Source organism: Pandoraea sputorum, from assembly GCF_000814845.2.
Taxonomy (GTDB): Bacteria; Pseudomonadota; Gammaproteobacteria; order Burkholderiales; family Burkholderiaceae; genus Pandoraea; species Pandoraea sputorum.
This window is the reverse complement of sequence record NZ_CP010431.2, coordinates 3,625,622-3,644,100: the sequence shown is the minus strand read 5'-3', so window position 1 is coordinate 3,644,100 and position 18,479 is coordinate 3,625,622. Positions and strand designations below refer to the sequence as shown.

16 protein-coding genes are annotated in these 18,479 nt (G+C 60.5%); 11 read left to right on the top strand and 5 right to left on the bottom strand.

Features of this window, described 5'->3' with window-relative positions; translation table 11 throughout:
• The first annotated feature begins 171 nt into the window (after nucleotides 1-171).
• A complete protein-coding gene (locus NA29_RS16090) occupies nucleotides 172-1,737 on the top strand; it encodes a complex I subunit 4 family protein (RefSeq protein ID WP_039399558.1) in 1,566 nt (521 codons plus the stop codon).
• Nucleotides 1,738-1,808: 71 nt separating this feature from the next.
• Here the strand turns inward: NA29_RS16090 and NA29_RS16085 are convergent, their stop codons facing one another.
• On the bottom strand, nucleotides 1,809-2,528 hold the full coding sequence (locus NA29_RS16085) for a hypothetical protein (RefSeq protein WP_039399557.1): 720 nt from the start codon (nucleotides 2,526-2,528) through the stop codon (nucleotides 1,809-1,811).
• Nucleotides 2,529-2,837: 309 nt separating this feature from the next.
• Here NA29_RS16085 and NA29_RS16080 point away from each other — a divergent pair, with 309 nt between their 5' ends.
• From NA29_RS16080 to NA29_RS16070, 3 genes are read left to right on the top strand one after another with little or no spacing between them, the layout of a single operon-like run.
• On the top strand, nucleotides 2,838-4,085 hold the full coding sequence (locus tag NA29_RS16080; protein ID WP_039399556.1) for an ABC transporter substrate-binding protein: 1,248 nt from the start codon (nucleotides 2,838-2,840) through the stop codon (nucleotides 4,083-4,085).
• A gap of 15 nt (nucleotides 4,086-4,100) precedes the next feature.
• Complete coding sequence (locus NA29_RS16075) at nucleotides 4,101-4,973, top strand: carbohydrate ABC transporter permease (protein ID WP_039399555.1); 873 nt, start codon at nucleotides 4,101-4,103, stop codon at nucleotides 4,971-4,973.
• Nucleotides 4,970-5,830: a carbohydrate ABC transporter permease gene (locus NA29_RS16070; RefSeq protein ID WP_039399554.1), complete on the top strand. Its 861-nt coding sequence runs from the start codon at nucleotides 4,970-4,972 to the stop codon at nucleotides 5,828-5,830. The genes NA29_RS16075 and NA29_RS16070 overlap by 4 nt, the downstream gene beginning before the upstream one ends.
• 18 nt (nucleotides 5,831-5,848) lie before the next feature.
• Here the strand turns inward: NA29_RS16070 and NA29_RS16065 are convergent, their stop codons facing one another.
• Nucleotides 5,849-6,895, bottom strand: a complete 1,047-nt coding sequence (locus NA29_RS16065; protein WP_039399544.1) for a LacI family DNA-binding transcriptional regulator — start codon at nucleotides 6,893-6,895, stop codon at nucleotides 5,849-5,851.
• A 65-nt stretch (nucleotides 6,896-6,960) separates the two neighbouring features.
• Between NA29_RS16065 and NA29_RS16060 the strand changes: the two genes are divergently transcribed.
• From NA29_RS16060 to NA29_RS16035, 6 genes are all read left to right on the top strand, one after another.
• Complete coding sequence (locus tag NA29_RS16060; RefSeq protein ID WP_052253279.1) at nucleotides 6,961-7,920, top strand: phosphatidylinositol-specific phospholipase C; 960 nt, start codon at nucleotides 6,961-6,963, stop codon at nucleotides 7,918-7,920.
• Between the two features lie 76 nt (nucleotides 7,921-7,996).
• Nucleotides 7,997-8,791 carry an inositol monophosphatase family protein gene (locus NA29_RS16055; RefSeq protein ID WP_039399539.1) on the top strand — a complete coding sequence of 265 codons (795 nt, stop codon included), beginning with the start codon at nucleotides 7,997-7,999 and terminating at the stop codon, nucleotides 8,789-8,791.
• Between the two features lie 482 nt (nucleotides 8,792-9,273).
• A complete protein-coding gene (locus tag NA29_RS16050; RefSeq protein ID WP_150777480.1) occupies nucleotides 9,274-10,365 on the top strand; it encodes an alpha/beta fold hydrolase in 1,092 nt (363 codons plus the stop codon).
• A 596-nt stretch (nucleotides 10,366-10,961) separates the two neighbouring features.
• Nucleotides 10,962-11,432, top strand: a complete 471-nt coding sequence (locus tag NA29_RS16045; protein ID WP_371328939.1) for a DUF3455 domain-containing protein — start codon at nucleotides 10,962-10,964, stop codon at nucleotides 11,430-11,432.
• Between the two features lie 53 nt (nucleotides 11,433-11,485).
• Nucleotides 11,486-12,088 carry a sigma-70 family RNA polymerase sigma factor gene (locus NA29_RS16040; RefSeq protein WP_052252986.1) on the top strand — a complete coding sequence of 201 codons (603 nt, stop codon included), beginning with the start codon at nucleotides 11,486-11,488 and terminating at the stop codon, nucleotides 12,086-12,088.
• Entirely contained in the window at nucleotides 12,085-12,783 is a 699-nt protein-coding gene (locus tag NA29_RS16035) for an anti-sigma factor (RefSeq protein WP_039399537.1), read from the top strand. Before NA29_RS16040 ends, NA29_RS16035 begins: the two co-directional genes overlap by 4 nt.
• Before the next feature lie 429 nt (nucleotides 12,784-13,212).
• Here NA29_RS16035 and NA29_RS16025 read toward each other — a convergent pair whose 3' ends face one another.
• The gene (locus NA29_RS16025; protein ID WP_224786839.1) at nucleotides 13,213-14,592 is read right to left on the bottom strand and encodes a carboxymuconolactone decarboxylase family protein; all 1,380 of its coding nucleotides are present in this window, start codon (nucleotides 14,590-14,592) and stop codon (nucleotides 13,213-13,215) included.
• 92 nt (nucleotides 14,593-14,684) lie between these two features.
• On the opposite strand from NA29_RS16025, the gene NA29_RS16020 reads away from it, so the two are divergent.
• Nucleotides 14,685-15,602, top strand: coding sequence for a LysR family transcriptional regulator (locus tag NA29_RS16020; RefSeq protein WP_039399536.1), 918 nt, complete (start codon nucleotides 14,685-14,687; stop codon nucleotides 15,600-15,602).
• Between the two features lie 726 nt (nucleotides 15,603-16,328).
• Here the strand turns inward: NA29_RS16020 and NA29_RS16010 are convergent.
• Both NA29_RS16010 and NA29_RS16005 read right to left on the bottom strand, forming a co-directional pair.
• On the bottom strand, nucleotides 16,329-17,114 hold the full coding sequence (locus NA29_RS16010) for a hypothetical protein (protein WP_039399535.1): 786 nt from the start codon (nucleotides 17,112-17,114) through the stop codon (nucleotides 16,329-16,331).
• Nucleotides 17,115-17,405: 291 nt separating this feature from the next.
• Entirely contained in the window at nucleotides 17,406-18,416 is a 1,011-nt protein-coding gene (locus NA29_RS16005) for a quinone oxidoreductase family protein (RefSeq protein WP_052252985.1), read from the bottom strand.
• Nucleotides 18,417-18,479 lie beyond the last annotated feature (63 nt).

Here is an 18,479-nt window from a genome sequence, read left to right as displayed (position 1 = left end):
CTTGCCACCTTCGTTGACGCCCCTGCGCCCGGCGTCCCCTCCCGCAGGCATTGAACAGCCTTGATTTGTGCGTTTCGCGTCTCGCGATGCGCGCGGGGTAGGTTCGTCCCTGGCGCCGTCAACGTAGCGCATTTGCGCTCGTTTTTTGTTGCGGCACACCAGGACCCCCCAATGTTCCCCATCCTGTCCCTTCTGATCTGGCTTCCCATTGTGGCTGGCGCGCTCGTCATGCTGCTCGGCCAGGATCGATTCCCCAATACCGTTCGCTGGGCGTCGCTCGTCGCCGCCGTCATCTCGGCTGCGCCGCTCGTGCCGCTCGTGCGCGGATTCCGGACCAGTGTTTCCAGTTTGCAATTCGTCGAGCGCTTCCGTTGGATAGACTCGTTCGATGCGTCGTGGCATGTGGGCATCGATGGCATCTCGCTGTGGCTCGTGGCGCTGACCGGTGTGACGACGATCATCGTCGTGCTCGCGTCGTGGCGTGCCGTGACCACGCGCATGAGTGCGTATTTCGGCAGCTTCCTCGTGCTCTCCGGTCTGATGCAGGGCGTGTTCACGGCGCAGGACGGCATGCTCTTCTTCGTGTTCTTCGAAGCCACGCTGCTGCCGCTGTACTTGCTGATCGGTGTCTACGGCCGGGCTAACAGCACGCGCGCAGCGGTGAAGTTCTTCTTCTTTTCGCTGACCGGTTCGCTGATGATGCTGGTCTCGATGCTCTATCTGTACATGCAGACGCAGAGCTTCGGCATTGCACGCTGGCAGGCACTGCATCTGCCGCTCGCGATACAGGTGATGCTGTTCATCGGCTTTCTCGGGGCATTCTCGGTCAAGGTGCCGATGTGGCCGGTCCACACGTGGCTGCCCGAGGTGCACCTCGACGGACCGACCGGTGCGGCCGTCATGCTCGGCATGCTGAAGCTGGGCGGATACGGGCTACTGCGCTTTAACTTGCCGCTGTTGCCGGACGCCAGCCATTTCCTCGCCCCGCTCATGGTAGTGCTCTCGCTGGTCGCGGTGATCTACGCGAGCCTTGTGGCGCTGGTGCAGACCGATCTGCGCAAGCTGCTGGCGTACTCGGCGGTGGCGCACATGGGGCTGGTGACGCTGGGCCTGTTCCTCTTCTCCGAGATGGGGACCGATGGCGCCGTGATGCAGATGATTTCGTACGGCATCGTGTCGGGCGCCATGCTGCTGTGCACGGGCATGCTCTATGACCGCACCGGTAGCTCGTCCATCGATGCCTATGGTGGGGTGGCCGCCACGATGCCGCGCTTTGCGACCTTCGCCATGCTCTTCTCGATGGCGAACGTCGGCATGCCGGGCACGTCGGGCTTCGTCGGCGAGTTTCTCGTACTGATGGCTGCGATCAAGGCGAACTTCTGGATCGGCGCGCTCGCGTCGCTCACGCTGGTACTGAGCGCGGCTTACACGCTGTGGATGTACAAGCGCGTGATCTTCGGTCGTGTGGGCAATGCCCGTGTGGCGTCGCTCAAGGACGTGAGCCGTCGCGAGTTCGCACTGCTCGGCGCGATGGCCGTGATGGTGCTGGGCATCGGCCTCGATCCGAAGCTGCTGACCGACGGCATCGACGCCACGGCGATTCAGGTCGTGCAGGACATCGAAAATCACCGTCTGCCTGCGGGTGATCCGGGCAGCAGCGAGATGGCAGGGCGTCGTCATGGCGACGCTGCCGGACATGCGGCGGCGGTGGTGAAGGGCGCGCGTCCGGATGCGTGACGCAGTGTGATCCAACGAAAATGGGCGCGATGAAGCGCCCATTTTTTATTCGCCGCTAACGAATCAATGGCTCATCGCTTGCCACAAACTGCATCGCCGATCGCCGATGCGACCGACTTGCCATTCAGCGCGATATCCCACTTGTCGGAAACGCTGCCGTCGAAATTCAATTGGTACAGGGTTCCGTACCCGCGTTCGCAATCCGACGAGGCAATGATGACTTCGTTGTAATCGAAAGTGTTTTCACGCAGATTGTCGAAGCGCGACAGTATCGACACGGACGGCTTGCCCTTGTACGTACGCTTGCGTGCCGTATCGTTCTTCAGATAAACCTTGTTACCCGAATCCTTGACCGAGGCGATGAACTCCCACGCGTCTTTCTTCTCGGCCAGCGAGATCTGACCTGTCTCGTTGTCCCAGCTCAGACAGGCCAACGTGCCGATATTGTCTGCGACCGTCGGGCCGAAGCGCACGAACTGATCCTTGCTCACGTACTGGCCTTCCATGCCGTTGTAGTACACGAATCCGTAACCTTTGCGGCACGATTCGAGCAACACCACGGCCTGACCGTAGTCGTAAGTGTTGTTGGTCTTATTCTTCTTTTGATAGAGGTACTTGTAGCCGTTGTTTTTCTTGCCATCGACATTGGTCATCGTTCCGCTGCCGCGCTTTCCCTGCCAGACAAACTTCGATGTTTCCGCTGCCGTGATCCAGTCCCCTGCGTCTTCGGCATGCGCCGCGTGCATCATCACCACACCGGCAAGTGTGCCCAGCACTACTTTCACCAACATATAGTTTTTTCTCCTCGACATCTGACTTACAAGGCATACCGCTGCCTTTCCCCGTGCGCACCCCGGGTCGTGCATTTCGTCGCAACCGCTGATGGTGCGACATCAATGCTCAAATTTTCGGGGCATGAAATCTTTCTTCGGCACGTGAGCCGGAAACTTTAGCGAGGCCGGGCCGCTCGCTTGCCACAATTCTTTAACGATCCCTCGCCAGAATGACGGTCATGCCATGCAAGTGGCATTTTTCAGTGATGAGTTTGCACACGTGTGCAAACAAAGCTCGATGCCATCGTCAACCCAGTGAGAGATCGCATGAAACTGTCTATCCGTCTGCGCGCTTTGTCAGCCGCCGTTGCCGCCGCCGTTGGCCTGTTCGTCGTGGCGACGAGCGTGAGCGCGGCCGATCTCGTGATCGCCGGGCGTGACGATATCTACGGCAAGGGCCTCGCCGAAGCCGTCGCTGGCTTCAAGAAGTCGCATCCGTCCGCAGACATCGAGCTGCTGAAGTTGCCGAACGCGAACCTTTATCAGAAGCTGAAGCTGTCGATGCGCGAGGGCACGGGCGCCTACGATCTCGTGATGATGGACGACACCTGGTCGCCCGAATTCATGGCCAATGGCTGGCTCAAGCCGCTGCCTGCGACGCTGGTCGATGCCGACATGGTGGCATCGACCGTGGCGCTCGGCCGTGGGCCGAACGGCAATCTGTACGCGTTGCCGGTCGTCGGTAACGTCGAGATGTTTGCGTATCGTCGCGATCTGCTCGCGAAGCACAAGCTGCAAGCACCGCGCAACTGGGACGACGTGCTGAAGATCGCCCAGACGACCGGCACCGACGCCACCGTATCCGGCGTGGTGTTTCGCGGCACCAAGGGCAATCCGGTGGTCACGGGGTTCCTGCCAATTCTGTGGGCGTACGGTGGCGACGTGATCGATGCGAACGGCCGCGCCGTCATCGATTCGCCGCAGGCGCTCGCCGCATTGAAGATGTTCGTCGCGCTCAAGGCGCATGCTCCGAAGGATGTTGCGGTCTATGGCGCGGCCGAAGTGCGCGATGCCTTGCAGAAGGGCGCGGCGGCGCAAGCCATCGAAGTGTGGCCTGCGTGGGTGCCTGCGCTGGACGATCCGAAGCAGTCGCGCGTGGTCGGCGAGGTCGCCTTGCAGGCGCCGCCGGGGCAGGTCAGGGGGCCGGCACCGATGCTCGGTATCTGGCAGGTGGCCATTCCGAAGGACGCGCAGCACGGCGCGCTCGCACAGGAATTCCTGGCGTATCTGACGTCGCGCGATACGCAGACGCGGTTGGCCGTGATGGGCATTCCGCCCACGCGCAAGAGCGTGTTCGAGGATCCCGCGCTCGTGAAGCAATTCCGCTGGTATCCGGATCAGTTGAAAGCGCTTGAAGCCGGACGCGCGCGTCCGCGCGTGAAGAACTGGGAGCAGATCGAGAGCTTGCTGGGCGACGCCCTGCAACTCGTAATTACGGGGCAACTCACGCCGGAAGCTGCGCTGCGTCAGGCGTCCCAGAAGATCGCGCCGGTGCTGACAGCCGTTGCCAACTAACGTCCCGACGATTCCATGCGTGCTGCACGTCGCTGGTGGCCCCTGATCTGGCTGGTGGGCCCGGCATTCCTTGTTATCGCGGTGCTGGCGTTGTATCCGGTATTGCAGGTGCTGTTCGATTCGTTCTTCCAGGTTGACTACGCGTCGGGGCACCGGGCGTTCACCGGGCTGACGAACTATCGGGCGGTGCTCGCCGACGACAACTTCGCCGCGAGCTTCATCAACACGGTGCACTTCACGGTCGTGGCGTCGGTGTGCGAGGTGGTGCTCGGCGCAGCATTGGCGTTGCTGTTCTCCCGAGCGTTTCGCGGGCGGCGCTTCGTCATGCCGCTGTTGATCCTGCCGATGATGCTCTCCACGCTGGTGTGCTCGGCCATCTGGCGCAACTGGCTGAATTTCGGCGGGTTCCTGAACGCGCTGCTCGCGAAGTTCGGTTTGCCGGGTGTGCAATGGTTGTCCGATCCGGGGCTGGCGATCTGGTCGCTGATTCTTGTGGACGTCTGGCAATGGACGCCCATGGCGTTCCTGATCGTGCTCGCGGGTATTCAGTCCATCGATCCGGAGTTGTTCGAAGCGGCGCGCACCGACGGCGCGAGCGAGTGGCAATGTCTGCGCGACATCACGCTGCCGCTGCTTGTGCCGCAGTTCGTGCTGGCCATGCTGCTGCGCTCGATCGACACGTTCAAACTGTTCGACAAGGTCTATGCGCTCACCGGAGGTGGTCCCGGCAACGCGACGCAGACACTGTCGACCTATGTCTACGACACCGGATTTCGCTTTTTCAGTGTGGGGCCCGCGAGTGCGGCGTCAGTGCTGATGTTGCTGGTCGCATCCATACTCGTCTCGGTCAATGTCTGGATGTCGATTCGTAAGCGGGGGGCGCGATGAGTGCGATAAGTGCAGGCACGTCGTCCCCCATGTTCCGCCGGTCTGGGCAGCAAACGCTGCTCTGGGCGTTGCGCATCGCTGCGCTGGCGATGTTGCTGCTGCCGTGTGTCTGGATGCTGGGTGCGGCGTTCACGCCGACGCTGGAGCGTCTCGATCATCCGCTCGCGTTGTGGCCGCAGGCACCGACCTTGCAGCACTTCCTGACCGTATGGGAGAGCGGCATCGGCCGTCAGGTGCTCAATTCCCTGCTGGTGAGCTGTGGCACGACACTGCTGTCGCTGACGCTGGCATTTCCGGCGGCCTACGCACTCGTGCGTTTGCGCTTCCCGGGGCGGCTCGACGTGGTGTTCCTGATGCTTGTCCTGGCGGTCAAGCTGATGCCGCCGATTACTGTCGCCGTGCCGCTGTTTTCGCTGGCGAAGACGTTGCATCTGCTCGACTCGGTGCTCGGGCTGATGCTCGCCTATCAGGTGTACACGCTGCCGTTGTCGATCTGGATGCTGCTGTCGTTCGTGCGTGAGATTCCCGTCGATTACGACGAAGCGGCGTGCATCGATGGCGCCGGGCTGTTCCGTCGTCTGGTGGACATCATGTTGCCGCTGTGTGCCCCGGGATTGGTTGCGACGGCGATCTTCGTGCTGATCGCCGCCTGGAACGAGTTTCTGCTTGCGCTGCTGTTCGTCTCGTCGCCGAGCAAGTTCACGTTGCCGCTCGCAGTGGCGGGCTATGTCACGGAGAACGGCATCGATTGGGGCGATCTGATGAGCGTGGGCATGATCGCGTCGCTGCCGACGTTAGCCGTCGCCGGATACGTGCAACGCTATTTGCTGCACGGATTCTCCGGCGGACTCAAATGACGGACAGGGTCGGGGTCGTCAGGCGCAAGTTCTGCGCACGACGCTCGTGACCGGGACGATACGCGTTCGCGAGGCACCCGAGAAAGCGTTCATGCGGTCGATGAGCAGTCCGATGGCGGTGTCCGACAGCGCATGCGTGTCCTGAGCGATGGTCGTGAGCTGATAGTTGTCGTAGTTCGCGGCGGGGATGTCGTCGAAGCCGACGACACGGATGTCCTGCGGCACGCGCATGCCGAAGTGCAGACGCGCCGTGTCGATGAAACCGAGCGCGAGCAAATCGGACGAGCAGAACACGCCATCGGGGCGTGGGGCTTGCTCTGGTCGGTGTTGTGGCGAGAGCAGGGCGTGTGCCGCCGCGACGCCGCATTCGTAGGTGTCGCCAGGTGTGCTGTGGGTTTCGACTGCGTGGGCGAGTGCCGGGTCTTCCTTGGCGATGTGTTGTGTCGCACGAAGGAAGCCGGCGCAGCGGGCGCGACCGTTGTAACTGGGTTTGGTCGGGCCGACAAAGGCGAGGCGTGTCGCGCCGGCGTCGATCAGGAGCCGGGCCGCGAGTGCGGCGCCTTCGGCGTTGTCGCTCACTGCCACGTCTGCGCCGGGCAGGTTCGACGCGCGGTTGATCATCACCACGGGAATCTCGCCTTCGAGGTATTGGCGGGCGAGTCCGAGCGGGGGAGAGGCTGACGTCATGATGATGCCGCCGATCCGGTAGCTCAGCAGCATGTCGAGCGACTGCTGGATTTGCACGGGATCTTCCGCGTTCACCACGATGGGGGTGAGTTTGTGACGGCCGAGGGCAGCAATGATTTGCGCGAGGAGTTTCGCGCGGAATGGGTTCTCGAAGCCCGCGGTGACGACGCCGACCATGCTGCTGCGCTGCATGATCATTTCGCGGGCGATCAGGTTGACCTGATAGCCGAGCGAGCGTGCGGCTTCCATGACGCGTTCCCGGGTCTGCGGGGCGATGCTGGCGGTCGGCGAGAACGCGCGCGAGACGGCGGAGCGCGACACGCCCGCGTGGCGGGCGACGTCGGCGGCGGTGACCCAGGACGTTTGTTTCTTCGGCATGGCGTGGCGAGTAAGGGGACGCAAAGCTTGCTTCGCGCAGCGTGCACGACGAAAAGGGCAAGAAGATGACGAACGAACAAGATGCAACGGTAACACGTGTCGCGAAGACCGCCTGGATGACGGATCTGCGTGACGACATCCCACTTAACTGCCTCACGTTGCCTGGCAGTCACGACACGTGCGCCTACACCGTGGACGACGCGCTCGCCCGTACGCAGCGTGTAAGTCTGGCTGTTCAGCTGGCGCACGGCGTGCGGGTGCTCGATATTCGCTGTCGTCACGAGGACGATGTGTTTCACATCAATCATCAGCGCATTGCGTTGGGGCTGATGTTCGACGACGTCATCGCGACGTGTGCGGCGTTTTTTGTGCGCCATCCGGGCGAGTGCATCGTGATGTCGGTGAAGGACGAGTGTGGCGACCGGCACTGCTCGCAGAGCTTCGCGCAGACCTTTGCGTCGTACGTCCAGCGCTATGCGGCGCATGTCCGCTGGTATCTGGCCGACACGATTCCTCGACTGGGGGATGTGCGCGGGGCGATTGTATTGTGGCGGCGCTTTGCGCGTGCGCCGATGTCGATTGCGCCGATGGGGATCGATCTCACGGCGTGGCCGGATAACGCGACGTTCGACATCGAGCACGCAGGTGCGTCGTTCACGATTCAGGATGAATACCGTGTACCGGTGGAAGCGTCCATCGATTTCAAGTGGCAGAGGATCGATGCACTGCTGGCTCGCCGCGATGCATTTGCGGCTGAGCGCTGGGTGGTCAACTTTTGTAGCGGGACCGGCATGGGCGCGAATCCGTATCGCGTGGCGTGTGGCGGTGTCAGGCGTGATCAACGCGGCATCAATGACATGCTGAGCGCGCGGCTCGCCACGTTCGATGGGCCGTGCGGCACGATGATGCTCGACTTTTGCGAGCACGCGGATTGGGCGCTGGTGCGTGAGCTGGTGGCGCGCAACGCGCGTTGGCGGCGCGGCGCGTCCGATGGCGACGATGCACCGCGTTCTATGAAGGTGTGATGCGGCGTCACGCGTTTGTGTTTCGTTTTATTCCTTGGGCGGCTGTTGTCGCCGTTCTTCATCAGGATTTCGTTCCATGCATCCCATGCTTAATGTCGCGATCCATGCTGCGCTGGGCGCGGCCCAGATCATCCATCGCGCCTCGGGCGATCTCAGCAGGCTGACCGTCAGCAAGAAGCAGCACAACGATTTCGTGACGGAGGTGGACAGGGCGTCGGAGGCGGCGATCATCGACATGCTTCGGCGAGCCTATCCGGATCACGCGATTCTGGCGGAAGAGTCTGGGCGCGAGGTCAGCGGTTCCGACTTCGAGTGGATCATCGATCCGCTGGATGGCACGACGAACTTTATCCATGGGTTCCCGTATTACTGCGTGTCGATTGCGCTGGCGTATCGGGGCGAGGTGGTTCAGGCGGTGGTCTACGACCCGAACGCGAACGAGCTGTTCACCGCGACGCGTGGCGGCGGGGCGTTTCTGAACGAGCGCCCGATTCGGGTGGGGGCGCGAGACCAACTGGCCGATGGGTTGATCGGCACCGGCTTCCCGTTCAGGGATACGGACGACGTAGAGCGTTACACACGGCTGTTCGTCGAGATGAGCGGTGCGTGTGCTGGGTTGCGACGCCCGGGGGCATGCGCGCTGGATCTCGCGAACGTCGCCGCCGGACGGCTCGACGGCTTCTTCGAGCAGGGCGTGAACGCATGGGACATGGCCGCCGGGAGTCTGCTGATTACTGAGGCCGGTGGCCGTGTGGGCGACTACGCGGGCGGCGGCGATTTCCTGCGCCTCGGCGAAATCGTCGCTGGCAACCCGGCGGTGTATGCGCAGATGGTGCCGAAGCTTGCAGGACATAGCCGGACGGTGCAGTGATTGAATCTTGTGCCATCAGGGCTATCGGCGGCGACGAAATGGCTTGGGATCGTAGTAGGCTGTCTTGCGGTCGAAGTCCCGTACGGCCTTGGTTCGTCGGCGATTTTTCGGATACAGAAAGCGGAGCAGGCGACTGAGAGCGGATCGCCTTTTGAAGAAGATGACCGGCATGTTTTATGCGTCGAACGAGTGGCGGGGAGCCATCTCGATTATCGCAAGCACGGATGCTTCGATGTCGACCGAAAGGGTGGGGCTTGTCCGAATCTGTCATTTTGATCCGACTTCGAGTGCGCGATACTCTGCAGACGGACATTCGCTACAAGATCAACGAGAGGCGTTTCGTGGTGACCCGCCCGATCGATGAATGTATTCATGTGATGTTATCCACTGCCATCATGCCGCCCATTACTGTTGCCTTCGCACCATTTCGTTCGTCGTTGACGACGTCGATCCGTAGCGTATTGAAGCGCTCCGTTCCGTTCATGAGGGCGAGCGGGGCCAGCGTTCTGATCGGTGTGTTGAGCTGCGCCCATTCGGTTCAGGCAGCCACGTCAGACGAGCGGGCCCGTTTTGAAGCGCCGGTCAAAGCGGTTGCCGATCAGCGCATTGCCGTCGACACACCGCACGGCAGCGCTTTGCTGCCTGTCTACGCGGACCATCCGCTGAATCAGCCGGTACCTGACGTGACGCGTGTGTTCATCGTGATGCACGGTACATTGCGCAATGCCGATGTCTATTACGCTTCAGGGCTACAGGTTGTCGAGAAGTCCGCTGAGGCCCGTAAGGACACGATGGTCGTTGCGCCGCAGTTTCTGACGTCCGCTGATACACGGGCGTTTTCGTTGCCGCCATCGACGCTAGCGTGGTCGCAGGAAGGATGGAAGGGCGGGGAGCCTGCACGTAAGCCGGGGCCGATCAGCTCGTTCGAGGCACTCGACGCGTTGCTTGCACATTTCGCCGACCGTCGCTTGTATCCGTCGTTGTCGACAGTCGTCATGATGGGACACTCGGCCGGTGCGCAGTTGTTGCAGCGTTACGCCGTGACGGGGCGCGAAGGCGATGCACTCGCGCGTGCTGGCATCGTGGTGCGTTACGTGGTTGCGAATCCATCGAGCTATTTGTATTTCGACGATGAGCGGCCGAACGCGCAGGCAATTGCTGACGGCACGTGCCCGCGTGCGACGCAATGGAAGTACGGCCTGAAGTCTGCACCACCCTACGTGGCGTCGCAGGATGTGCGCAACCTCGAAGCGCATTATGTCGCGCGCGATGTCGTGTACCTGCTCGGGCAGGCCGACACGAATCCATACACACACTTCATTGACCGCTCATGTGCGGGAATGGCGCAGGGCCCGTACCGGCTCGCGCGGGGGCTAGCGTATTTCGCCTATCTGAAGAAGCGCCATCCGGAGGGTCTCGCGCAGCAGGTCGTAGAAGTGCCCGGCGTCGGACATGACGGACTTGGCATGTTCACTTCCGCGTGCGGACTCGCGGTGTTGTTCGGGCGCGCATTACCGACGTCGTGTCCGGTAATCTCAGGCACTGCGACACCCGCGCCGGGGGCGGCGCAGTAAGTACATCTGCAGTAAGTACATCTTACGGAGGGGGCATTGGGTTCGTTCCCTGTGCCGACGGCGTCGCGACATGCCCCGCCCCGAAAAGAAAAAGTAGATCGACCGGAGTGTCGTTTGGCAGGCGAGGGCTGGGGAGCACTTTGGCGAACGTCTACCAGCGGCGATCCTGGGCTAGTCCCGCTGAATGTCGGCTCGACTTGTTCGAGGTTCTTTCTCAGGCTCAGACTACACGTTGCGTTTAACCCACTGCCACAAAGTCGCAGCGCCGAGTTGTCCTTTGCCTCAAGAAGATTCAACCAGTCCTGATCAATCGTCCATCCGTCATGGGGGAGCGTCTGTCCAGCTGCCAGCCATGACGCCTTCTCACTGCCGTCCATCGAAGCTGCCGCCGCATTCGATTGCCCGCAGAGCAGACTGAATCAAATATTTTCGATTCACCGCATCCAAATCGGCATCTCGTGTGTAGAGAGGGTGATGTTCCCGAAATCGAGACATCTTGCCCGTTCAACCTACACAGGAGTCATGTCATGAAGCGCTTCGTTTTTGTCAGCGTACTTGCCCCTGCCGTTCTCGGCGCTTGCGCGGGAGGTATGCAAATGAATGCCCCGTCGGCGCCGGTTGCGGACGCCGTGAAGGTTCCCGAAGGCCATCGGGTCGCCATGCAGACGTCGGGTAAAGGGGAAATTCTTTACGAGTGCCGGGAAAAGAAAGACGCTGCGGGCCAGTTCGAATGGACCTTTGTGGGACCTGACGCCACGTTGAGCGACCGGTCGGGCAGCGTGGTCGGGAAATACTATGGTCCGCCCGCGACCTGGGAGTCCATGGACGGCTCCAAGGTGACGGCGACACAGGTGGCAGTGTCGCCCGCAGGCTCCGGCAACATCCCGCTGCAATTGGTCAAGGCAAATCCCGCGACGGGTACCGGTGCGATGCAAGGGGTGACGTACATTCAGCGACTGGCGACGCAAGGCGGCACGGCGCCGACCTCGCCATGCAGCATGGCGTCGAAGGGTGCGAAACAAACCGTCAAGTATCAGGCCGACTACATTTTCTGGAAGGCATCTTGACAAGACCTGAGGCGAAAGGCATGTTCCGGAAAGCGTAGTCGATCCTCGGCGGCATGTACCAACATGCCGCCTATCGCTTCCGAGGGGTGCCTGTGCACGACAGTACGGATGAGTTTGACTACGAATCATTGATTGCAGCGTGCCGCAGGCAAGACGCCAAGGCATTGCGGCAACTCTATGAGCGCGACGCGGGCTATCTGCTTGGCGTTGCGCAACGCATCGTACGCGACCGGCAGTTGGCCGAAGACGTGTTGCACGATGCGTTCGTCAGTATCTGGACTCAAGCCGCAACGTTCGACGCCACCCGCGGCTCTGGCCGCGGGTGGCTCTTCAGCATTGTCCGGCACCAGGCACTCAACACCGTCCGTCGCCGAAGCAAGGAAGTCGATGCGGATGAGGAGACGCTTGATGCCCATATGCACGCCGACACGTCGTCGCTCCCGACGTCGTTCTCATTGGGCGCCGACCCCTTGATGCGAGGCCGTCTGGCCGGGTGTCTGGATCGATTGGATGGTCCCCGGCGCGCCAGCATTCTTTACGCGTATCTTGATGGCTGCTCGCATAGCGAAATTGCAGAGCGTCTTAGGTCACCCCTTGGGACTGTGAAAGCGTGGGTACGCCGTGGCCTCCAATCCCTTCGTGAGTGCATGGAATGACCCCAGAGGAACTCATCGCGCTCGACGACCTCGCTGGCGAATATGTCATCGGCACCCTGTCTTGGGAGCAACGACAAGCCGTGGCGTCAAGGCTGCGGCACGAGCCGATCCTGGCCGCGAAGGTCGCCCAATGGGAGGCCCGCTTGCAACCGTTGGCCGATAACGTGGCGCCGCTCGAACCGTCAGCGCAACTCTGGCAGCGCTTGAACCGAACGCTTTCTGGCGTACAGCGTTCAGTATGGCGTCGCTGCTGGGACGACATCCGCTTTTGGCGATTCACGTCCGGTGCCGTCGCCTGCGCCGCCCTGTTTCTTTCGATTGCGCTAGTGGTGAAGCTGGGCACACCGCCGTCACCGCCGCGCTTCGTCGTCGTGCTCGCCTCTCCCCAGGATAAGAGTCCGGGCTGGTTGTTGCAGGTAGGCACCGACAAAAAGTTGCGCTTGATCCCACTGAAACAACAAGCGCCGATGGAGGCAAACAAGACGCTGCAACTGTGGACAAAGGCCGATGGATGGTCCGGTCCAGTTTCGTTGGGGCTGTTAAAGGCGGGCGTACCGGTCGAGGTGTCGCTCGAGAACCTCCCGCCGCTTCTGCCCAATCAGTTGTTTGAGATCACCCTCGAGCCGCCCCAGGGCTCCCCGATCGACCGTCCGACAGGGCCAATTCTGTCGATCGGGCGGGCAGTGGCGACATAGTCCTGAACCAGGCGTCCCGTTAGCCGACCAGTGCCCCCAAAAATATGGCTTGCATTCCAAGAAGCACAACTCTCCAATCCACGGTGCGCGGGACTGCCGCAGCGCACTCAGCTCGGTGGAACTGAATTGGGAAAATAGTCCGCAGCACCAGCCCATCCGGTACTGCTAATTTCCCACTCGTCTTCGGCGAGCATCGATACATCTATCCTGAAGTGCCAACAATAGATCGTCTGTGGCATTTTTCCTGACCCCTAAACTATCGAAACCTTGACGGTCGGGGATGCGGGCAAAAAACTGCGGAGCATTGTCCATGATATGGATGCCAGCGTCGAACGTCTCAAATTGGCCGATCGCTGGCGTCCGGTTCCGACCCCAAGCCGACGTAGACCGCTCCCAGAACCGGACGTCGAATCGGAGCAAAGCCGACATTCAGGAAATTAGCGCGCCTACGTCAGAATCGCTGCGCTTTCTGAATTCCTCGCTGACGACACGCATGCTTTCCTCGATTGCGGGATATCCGCGATAGGGAAGAAGGTTTAGCAGCGTTTCGACGATTTCCGCCTGCGTCGCGCCCGCCGTCAGCGCCGCATTCGCATGGACCCGCAGCGGCGTCTCCGTCGCTTTGCTTCCCACAGCGGCGAGCGCCGAGCATGCGGCAAGCTCGCGCGTTTTCACGTCGAGCCCGGCACGGCTGAAGATGTCGCCGTAGGAGTGCTCGACGATCGCGCGGCCGATATCTGGGGCTAGGTCGTTAAAGCTGTTGACCACGGCCTCACCCGCCTGGGCAGAAGTCTTGGCGAGAGTCGTCAATCCGCGTTCGCTGCGAGCATTGCGAGTTTCAGAGACGATTGCATTCGCGCTTACCCGGCCGCCAGCCCCTTCTTTCTCTTTTTGCTCCGGCTTCGTGAAGACGGCGTTCGCAACTCCAAAGGCATTGAGAGCGCTCGGGAACCCGGCGTAGACAGCCAGTTGCATCAGGGCTTCGGTGATCTCGGTGCGGGACAGGCCCGACTTGAGCCCGGCTTCGATATGAAGGCGGAGCAGATCGCTACGATTGCCGGCTGCCGCGAGCATCGAGATGATCGCGATCTGTCTTGCCTTTGGATGGAGTCCTTCGCGAACGAAGATATCACCGAAGGCAAACTCGACCGACCACCGAGCGAGTTCGGGTGAAGTGCTTTCCAGTTTTTCCATGTACTCCTCCGGATTGGCCATCAAGGCGTCGAGCACTTCGAGGCCCCGCTGATATCGCGCAGTGCCATCGTCGGACGCTGGGGCTATCGGATCGAAAACTAGACCGCGCTCCCGAAAGATCTCGCGAACGATGCCCACGGCGTCGATCGAGACCGGAAACCCAAGGATAGCAATCGCCTGGAACAGCATTTCGACCAATTCTGCTGGCTCGCCACCGGCATTGAGGAAGCCGGTCATGTGATATTTCAGTTGCGGCTGCACGCTGCCATGGGCCAGCAGCGCGGCGACGGTGGCGATCTGGCGAAGGCGCAGATCCAGCCCCGGCCGCGACAGGATGTCTCCGTAGGCAAATTCAACCGTGAATCGTGCCAAATCCGGGGCAACCTGCGCCAGACGGTGGACTGGGATATCGTAGCCCGCGCCACCGATCCGCTTCAGCACCTCTATACCCCGAGAATAACGTTCCGTACTGGTTCCGGAAGCGGAAGCGCCCAAGAGGGCCGTCATGCCTGTCTGATCCGTAGATCCATTCATCTGTGTTTTGCCTTCGGCCGCTGTCAGCGTTTCGGCTGCGATGCCCCTCTGCTGAAAGTCCTTGCGCTTGCACGTATCCATGTCTGATTTGCTCCTTCTCGAAGTCAGTGGAACGGAGCATACGGGCAGGAAGATGCAATGGGCCAAGACCAAATTCGTGATACCTTTTCTGCATGAGGATACGAATCGATCTGCGCCAATTGGAGTGCTTCGTCGCAGTGGCGGAGGAAGGCACCTTCCGCGCCGCGGCTGAACGACTGCACATGTCACAACCGCCTCTAAGCCGCCAGATCAAACAGCTCGAGAGCGAACTCGGCGTGACATTGCTCAATCGCGATTCGGCGGGCGCGGAACTTACGACAGCGGGCAGCGAATTCCTGAAGGGGGCCAGGAAGACGCTGCTCCAGGCCGCAAAGGCGGTCGAAACCGCACGACGGCATTCAAAGGGAACGCCCCGGCAGCTCAAGGTCGGTTATACCAAGGTCTTCGACCCGGAGGTCTTTCCGTCCCTCGAGCCTGCCTTCAAGAAAGCGGTTCCTGACGGGGCGCTGGTTTTCGTTGCCGCCATTTCCGTCGAGCTTATCCGGCGCCTGCAGCGTGGCGCGCTCGATGTCGCCTTGATCGGGCTGCCAAGCACAACAGGGGAGCTGGTGGTTGAACCGCTGCACAAAGAGCCGCTGGTCGCTGTAATTCCCGCACGGCATCCGCTCGCGCGACACAAAGTCCTGTCGATCGCGCAGTTGAATGACCAACCCCTGTTCTGGCCGCAGCGCCGAACAAATCCCGGATTCTTCGATCACTACGAGGAAGTGTTCGCGAAGCTCGGGCATGCGCCGAGCCGCAGACTGACGGAGCCCGCGGATCACCACCTCCTGCTGGCCGAAGTGGCGAACGGACGAGGCATCGGCTTCATACCGAAGTCGATGACGAAGGTGCGGCGCGCCGGTGCGACTTTCAGGCCGCTCAAGGAAAGGGAATTCTGGATCGGATTCGGCCTCGCCTACAGGAATGCGCAACACTCATCAGAGTTGGACGCGTTGTTACGCATCGCGCGGCGCAAAACGGCGTTGCTCCCTCCGGGCATGGAATAACCACGGCCGTGCCATTCGTCCTGTGGCGCTTCTTGCGCTGTGACGGCGCCCAGTGGACTGCCTAGGAAAACCGTGTGCCGGATAAGGAAGATGTCGTGTGCTCGTGTGCCGAGCCCGAGCGCTTATAGCACGTGGAGCGAGCTATCGCGAACGTCCGCTTCGCGGTGACGTTCCCCCGGCGATCGAGTGTCCGCGACTGGCCGACTTCGGCCATTTATGCAAGGCTGTTTTCGACATAAAACGGTCTTTCAGTCCCCTGAGTGCAGACGCCCGTCGTGATATCGTCGACGATTTATGGTTCGTTTTCTCATCATGGCCAAATCGGAACTCATTAAGGCTGCGATTGCGTTTCGCGATTGGGAAAAGCCATGGACATTCGCTTCCGCTGTGTTAAAGCAACTCGCAGATGATTCTGAGGGCCGAGCACTATTCGGGCAGATCTGGATGGAGGCGTGTCGCTCTGACAACTGGCAGAAAACGGACATTTCGGAGTGCTGCGACACTTGTGATAGCTGGCTAAACCATCGGTTTTCATGGCTGCCAGAGGAGGTCCGAGCGCGGTTCGTGCGAGCAGCAGCTTACCAATGGAAATGAGTCACCCACGCGCTAATCATCCGATGATCTTGGTGTCGACGTCGAGCGTCCCTTCTTGGCCGATTTTCGTCTGACGTGACGCGCGCTCCTCGTCCCTGAACGATCACTGCACTTAGGAAGCACTCGTTCCAGTCAATACCGGCACAATCCTTCGCAATTTGGTTGCGCGAAAGTGTCTGCGATTCTCTCTATGTAGTCTTTTAGATTTTCCGGTGCGGTGTTGACTACCGTTTCGGCAGCCAACTTGAGTTTCTCTCGTTCTTCCGGCTTCATTGCGGTGACGATCTGGGGAGCGGTTTCTGCTGCTGCCATGAGCATATTCGTTCGGTAGCGATCATTTAGCGAGGGGTCGCTTGCAGAGGACAGTGTTGCAAGAAAAAAGGAGTCCATCCCTTTGCGCACCATCTCGATGCCTTGGCGTCGAACGGGGGTGATTTCCTCCGGCTTCATATGCTCGAGCATCCGCGTTACTAACGGCACCAACTTCGCCATGCATCGAATCTCAAACGGCTGCAGCAATGCCAATTCGTCTTGGTAAGTCAGTGAGTTCCGCAGCATCTTCCCGAAAATGGCCTGTTGTGCGGCATCAAGCGGCATGCTTTCCTCGACGACCTTGTCCAGATCAAATAGCAGGTAATTCTTGGCTTTGCGGTTCGCCTGGCCGCACAGATCCATCAGCACAGGAATCTGTGCCTCGCCAAACGTATTTCCGTCAAGAAAGCGGCGACTATCAGAAAGGGGCGCAAGGAACGTGGCCGCCCGTTCGTCAGACAGGCGGGGCATTGCACTGTATTTTTCCATCCATTCATCAAACTGCTGGCTTGCTTGCATGTAGCCGTCAAGCGGATCTGCAAGGACACTGCCAATTGAGCCGAGATTCAGGGTGAGAAAGATAATGAAAATTGAGAGACGACGCACGCTTTCCCCTTAATTAATCATTTCGATCAATGCTACAAATACTCCCGCATTGTCTTCACTCATTCATCTATTTTTCAGATAGCAAAGACACGTGACTGTAACAAAAAGGGAGGGATCGTGTGCCCCCTTTCCTATCGGAAAGTAACGGTCCGCTTCTGGCCGAATTCTGTCGTTAGTGAGCGTCAGTTCCCGCCCCTAAGCGGCCCCGACGCCTGCGAAACCGGCCGTTCAAGTGACACTCTTTATCGTGGGCTCATGTTAACGCGTCGCCCCCTTCTGTATCCTCCCAACTCACGGTCGCAATAGTATCGAGCCGGTTGTTTCGCCGGTTTCCAGTCGGCGATGTGCAACAACAGCTTGTGCCAGAGGAAGCACTGCTCCAACCTTCGCTCTCAGTCCGCTTCGCAACTGCTGGAACGTGGCCATTGCCCCCTCCCGATAGCGCGCCGGATCGGCCACGAAGCGAAATACGCTGGGGCGCGAAATCGCAATCGAGCGAGCCGGTCCAAGCAGAGACAGGTCGATGGGCGAGAGATCTCCACTGACCTGTCCAATGCTGGCGACCATTCCGAAGGGACGAACCGTGCCGAGCGTCTCAATGAGTGTCTTGCCGCCGATACCGTCAATTGCATAGTCGACTCCCTGACCTTTTGTCAGCGCCATTATTTGCGCGACGAAGTCCTCTTCGCGATAAAGAATCGCTTCGTCCAGGCCGTGCTCTTTCGCCAGTTCCGCCTTGGCGGCCGAACCAACCGTACCGATGACGCGGGCGCCCAGCGCTTTCGCCCATTGCGTCACGACGAGGCCAAGACCACCGGCAGCCGCATGGACCAATACCGTGTCGCCGGCTTTGACGGGATAGACGTATGAGCAAAGCATATGGGCAGTGATGCCGCGCAGCAGCATGCTGGCCGCAGTGTCGTCGGCGATGTCGTCGGGAAGAGGAAGGACGCGGTCGGCGGCAATATTACGGGCGCTGGCGTAACTGCCGACAGGCGGGCCAGCGTAGGCGACGCGCTGGCCCGGGTGCAGTGATTCTACGCCGGCGCCAACAGCGTCAATGACGCCGACGGCCTCGACGCCCAGGACTGCGGGGAACTCCTGCAGGTGATAGACACCGGTACGGTGATAGATGTCGACAAAATTCACGCCGATAGCCGTCTGGCGAATCCTAACCTCCCCGGTCTCCGGGGCAGGAACTGTAGCCTCGCGCAATCTCAACGTCGAAGCGTCGCCGTATTGTTCGATTGCGATCTGGGTCGCTTGAAGCGAGGACGTATCGGACATGGATCTGAAACTCATGTTGTTCTCCTGGTGATTGATCTGGCAAGCTCATGTTGCACTGGGTAAATTCACCGAACAATT

Excerpts from the sequence above, each read along its gene's own strand:
- NA29_RS16090 (WP_039399558.1), top strand. The coding sequence starts at position 172 with ATGTTCCCCATCCTGTCCCTTCTGATCTGGCTTCCCATTGTGGCTGGC.
- NA29_RS16085 (WP_039399557.1), bottom strand. The coding sequence starts at position 2,528 with ATGTTGGTGAAAGTAGTGCTGGGCACACTTGCCGGTGTGGTGATGATG.
- NA29_RS16080 (WP_039399556.1), top strand. The coding sequence starts at position 2,838 with ATGAAACTGTCTATCCGTCTGCGCGCTTTGTCAGCCGCCGTTGCCGCC.
- NA29_RS16075 (WP_039399555.1), top strand. The coding sequence starts at position 4,101 with ATGCGTGCTGCACGTCGCTGGTGGCCCCTGATCTGGCTGGTGGGCCCG.
- NA29_RS16070 (WP_039399554.1), top strand. The coding sequence starts at position 4,970 with ATGAGTGCGATAAGTGCAGGCACGTCGTCCCCCATGTTCCGCCGGTCT.
- NA29_RS16065 (WP_039399544.1), bottom strand. The coding sequence starts at position 6,895 with ATGCCGAAGAAACAAACGTCCTGGGTCACCGCCGCCGACGTCGCCCGC.
- NA29_RS16060 (WP_052253279.1), top strand. The coding sequence starts at position 6,961 with ATGACGAACGAACAAGATGCAACGGTAACACGTGTCGCGAAGACCGCC.
- NA29_RS16055 (WP_039399539.1), top strand. The coding sequence starts at position 7,997 with ATGCATCCCATGCTTAATGTCGCGATCCATGCTGCGCTGGGCGCGGCC.
- NA29_RS16050 (WP_150777480.1), top strand. The coding sequence starts at position 9,274 with ATGAGGGCGAGCGGGGCCAGCGTTCTGATCGGTGTGTTGAGCTGCGCC.
- NA29_RS16045 (WP_371328939.1), top strand. The coding sequence starts at position 10,962 with ATGAATGCCCCGTCGGCGCCGGTTGCGGACGCCGTGAAGGTTCCCGAA.
- NA29_RS16040 (WP_052252986.1), top strand. The coding sequence starts at position 11,486 with ATGTACCAACATGCCGCCTATCGCTTCCGAGGGGTGCCTGTGCACGAC.
- NA29_RS16035 (WP_039399537.1), top strand. The coding sequence starts at position 12,085 with ATGACCCCAGAGGAACTCATCGCGCTCGACGACCTCGCTGGCGAATAT.
- NA29_RS16025 (WP_224786839.1), bottom strand. The coding sequence starts at position 14,592 with ATGGATACGTGCAAGCGCAAGGACTTTCAGCAGAGGGGCATCGCAGCC.
- NA29_RS16020 (WP_039399536.1), top strand. The coding sequence starts at position 14,685 with ATGAGGATACGAATCGATCTGCGCCAATTGGAGTGCTTCGTCGCAGTG.
- NA29_RS16005 (WP_052252985.1), bottom strand. The coding sequence starts at position 18,416 with ATGAGTTTCAGATCCATGTCCGATACGTCCTCGCTTCAAGCGACCCAG.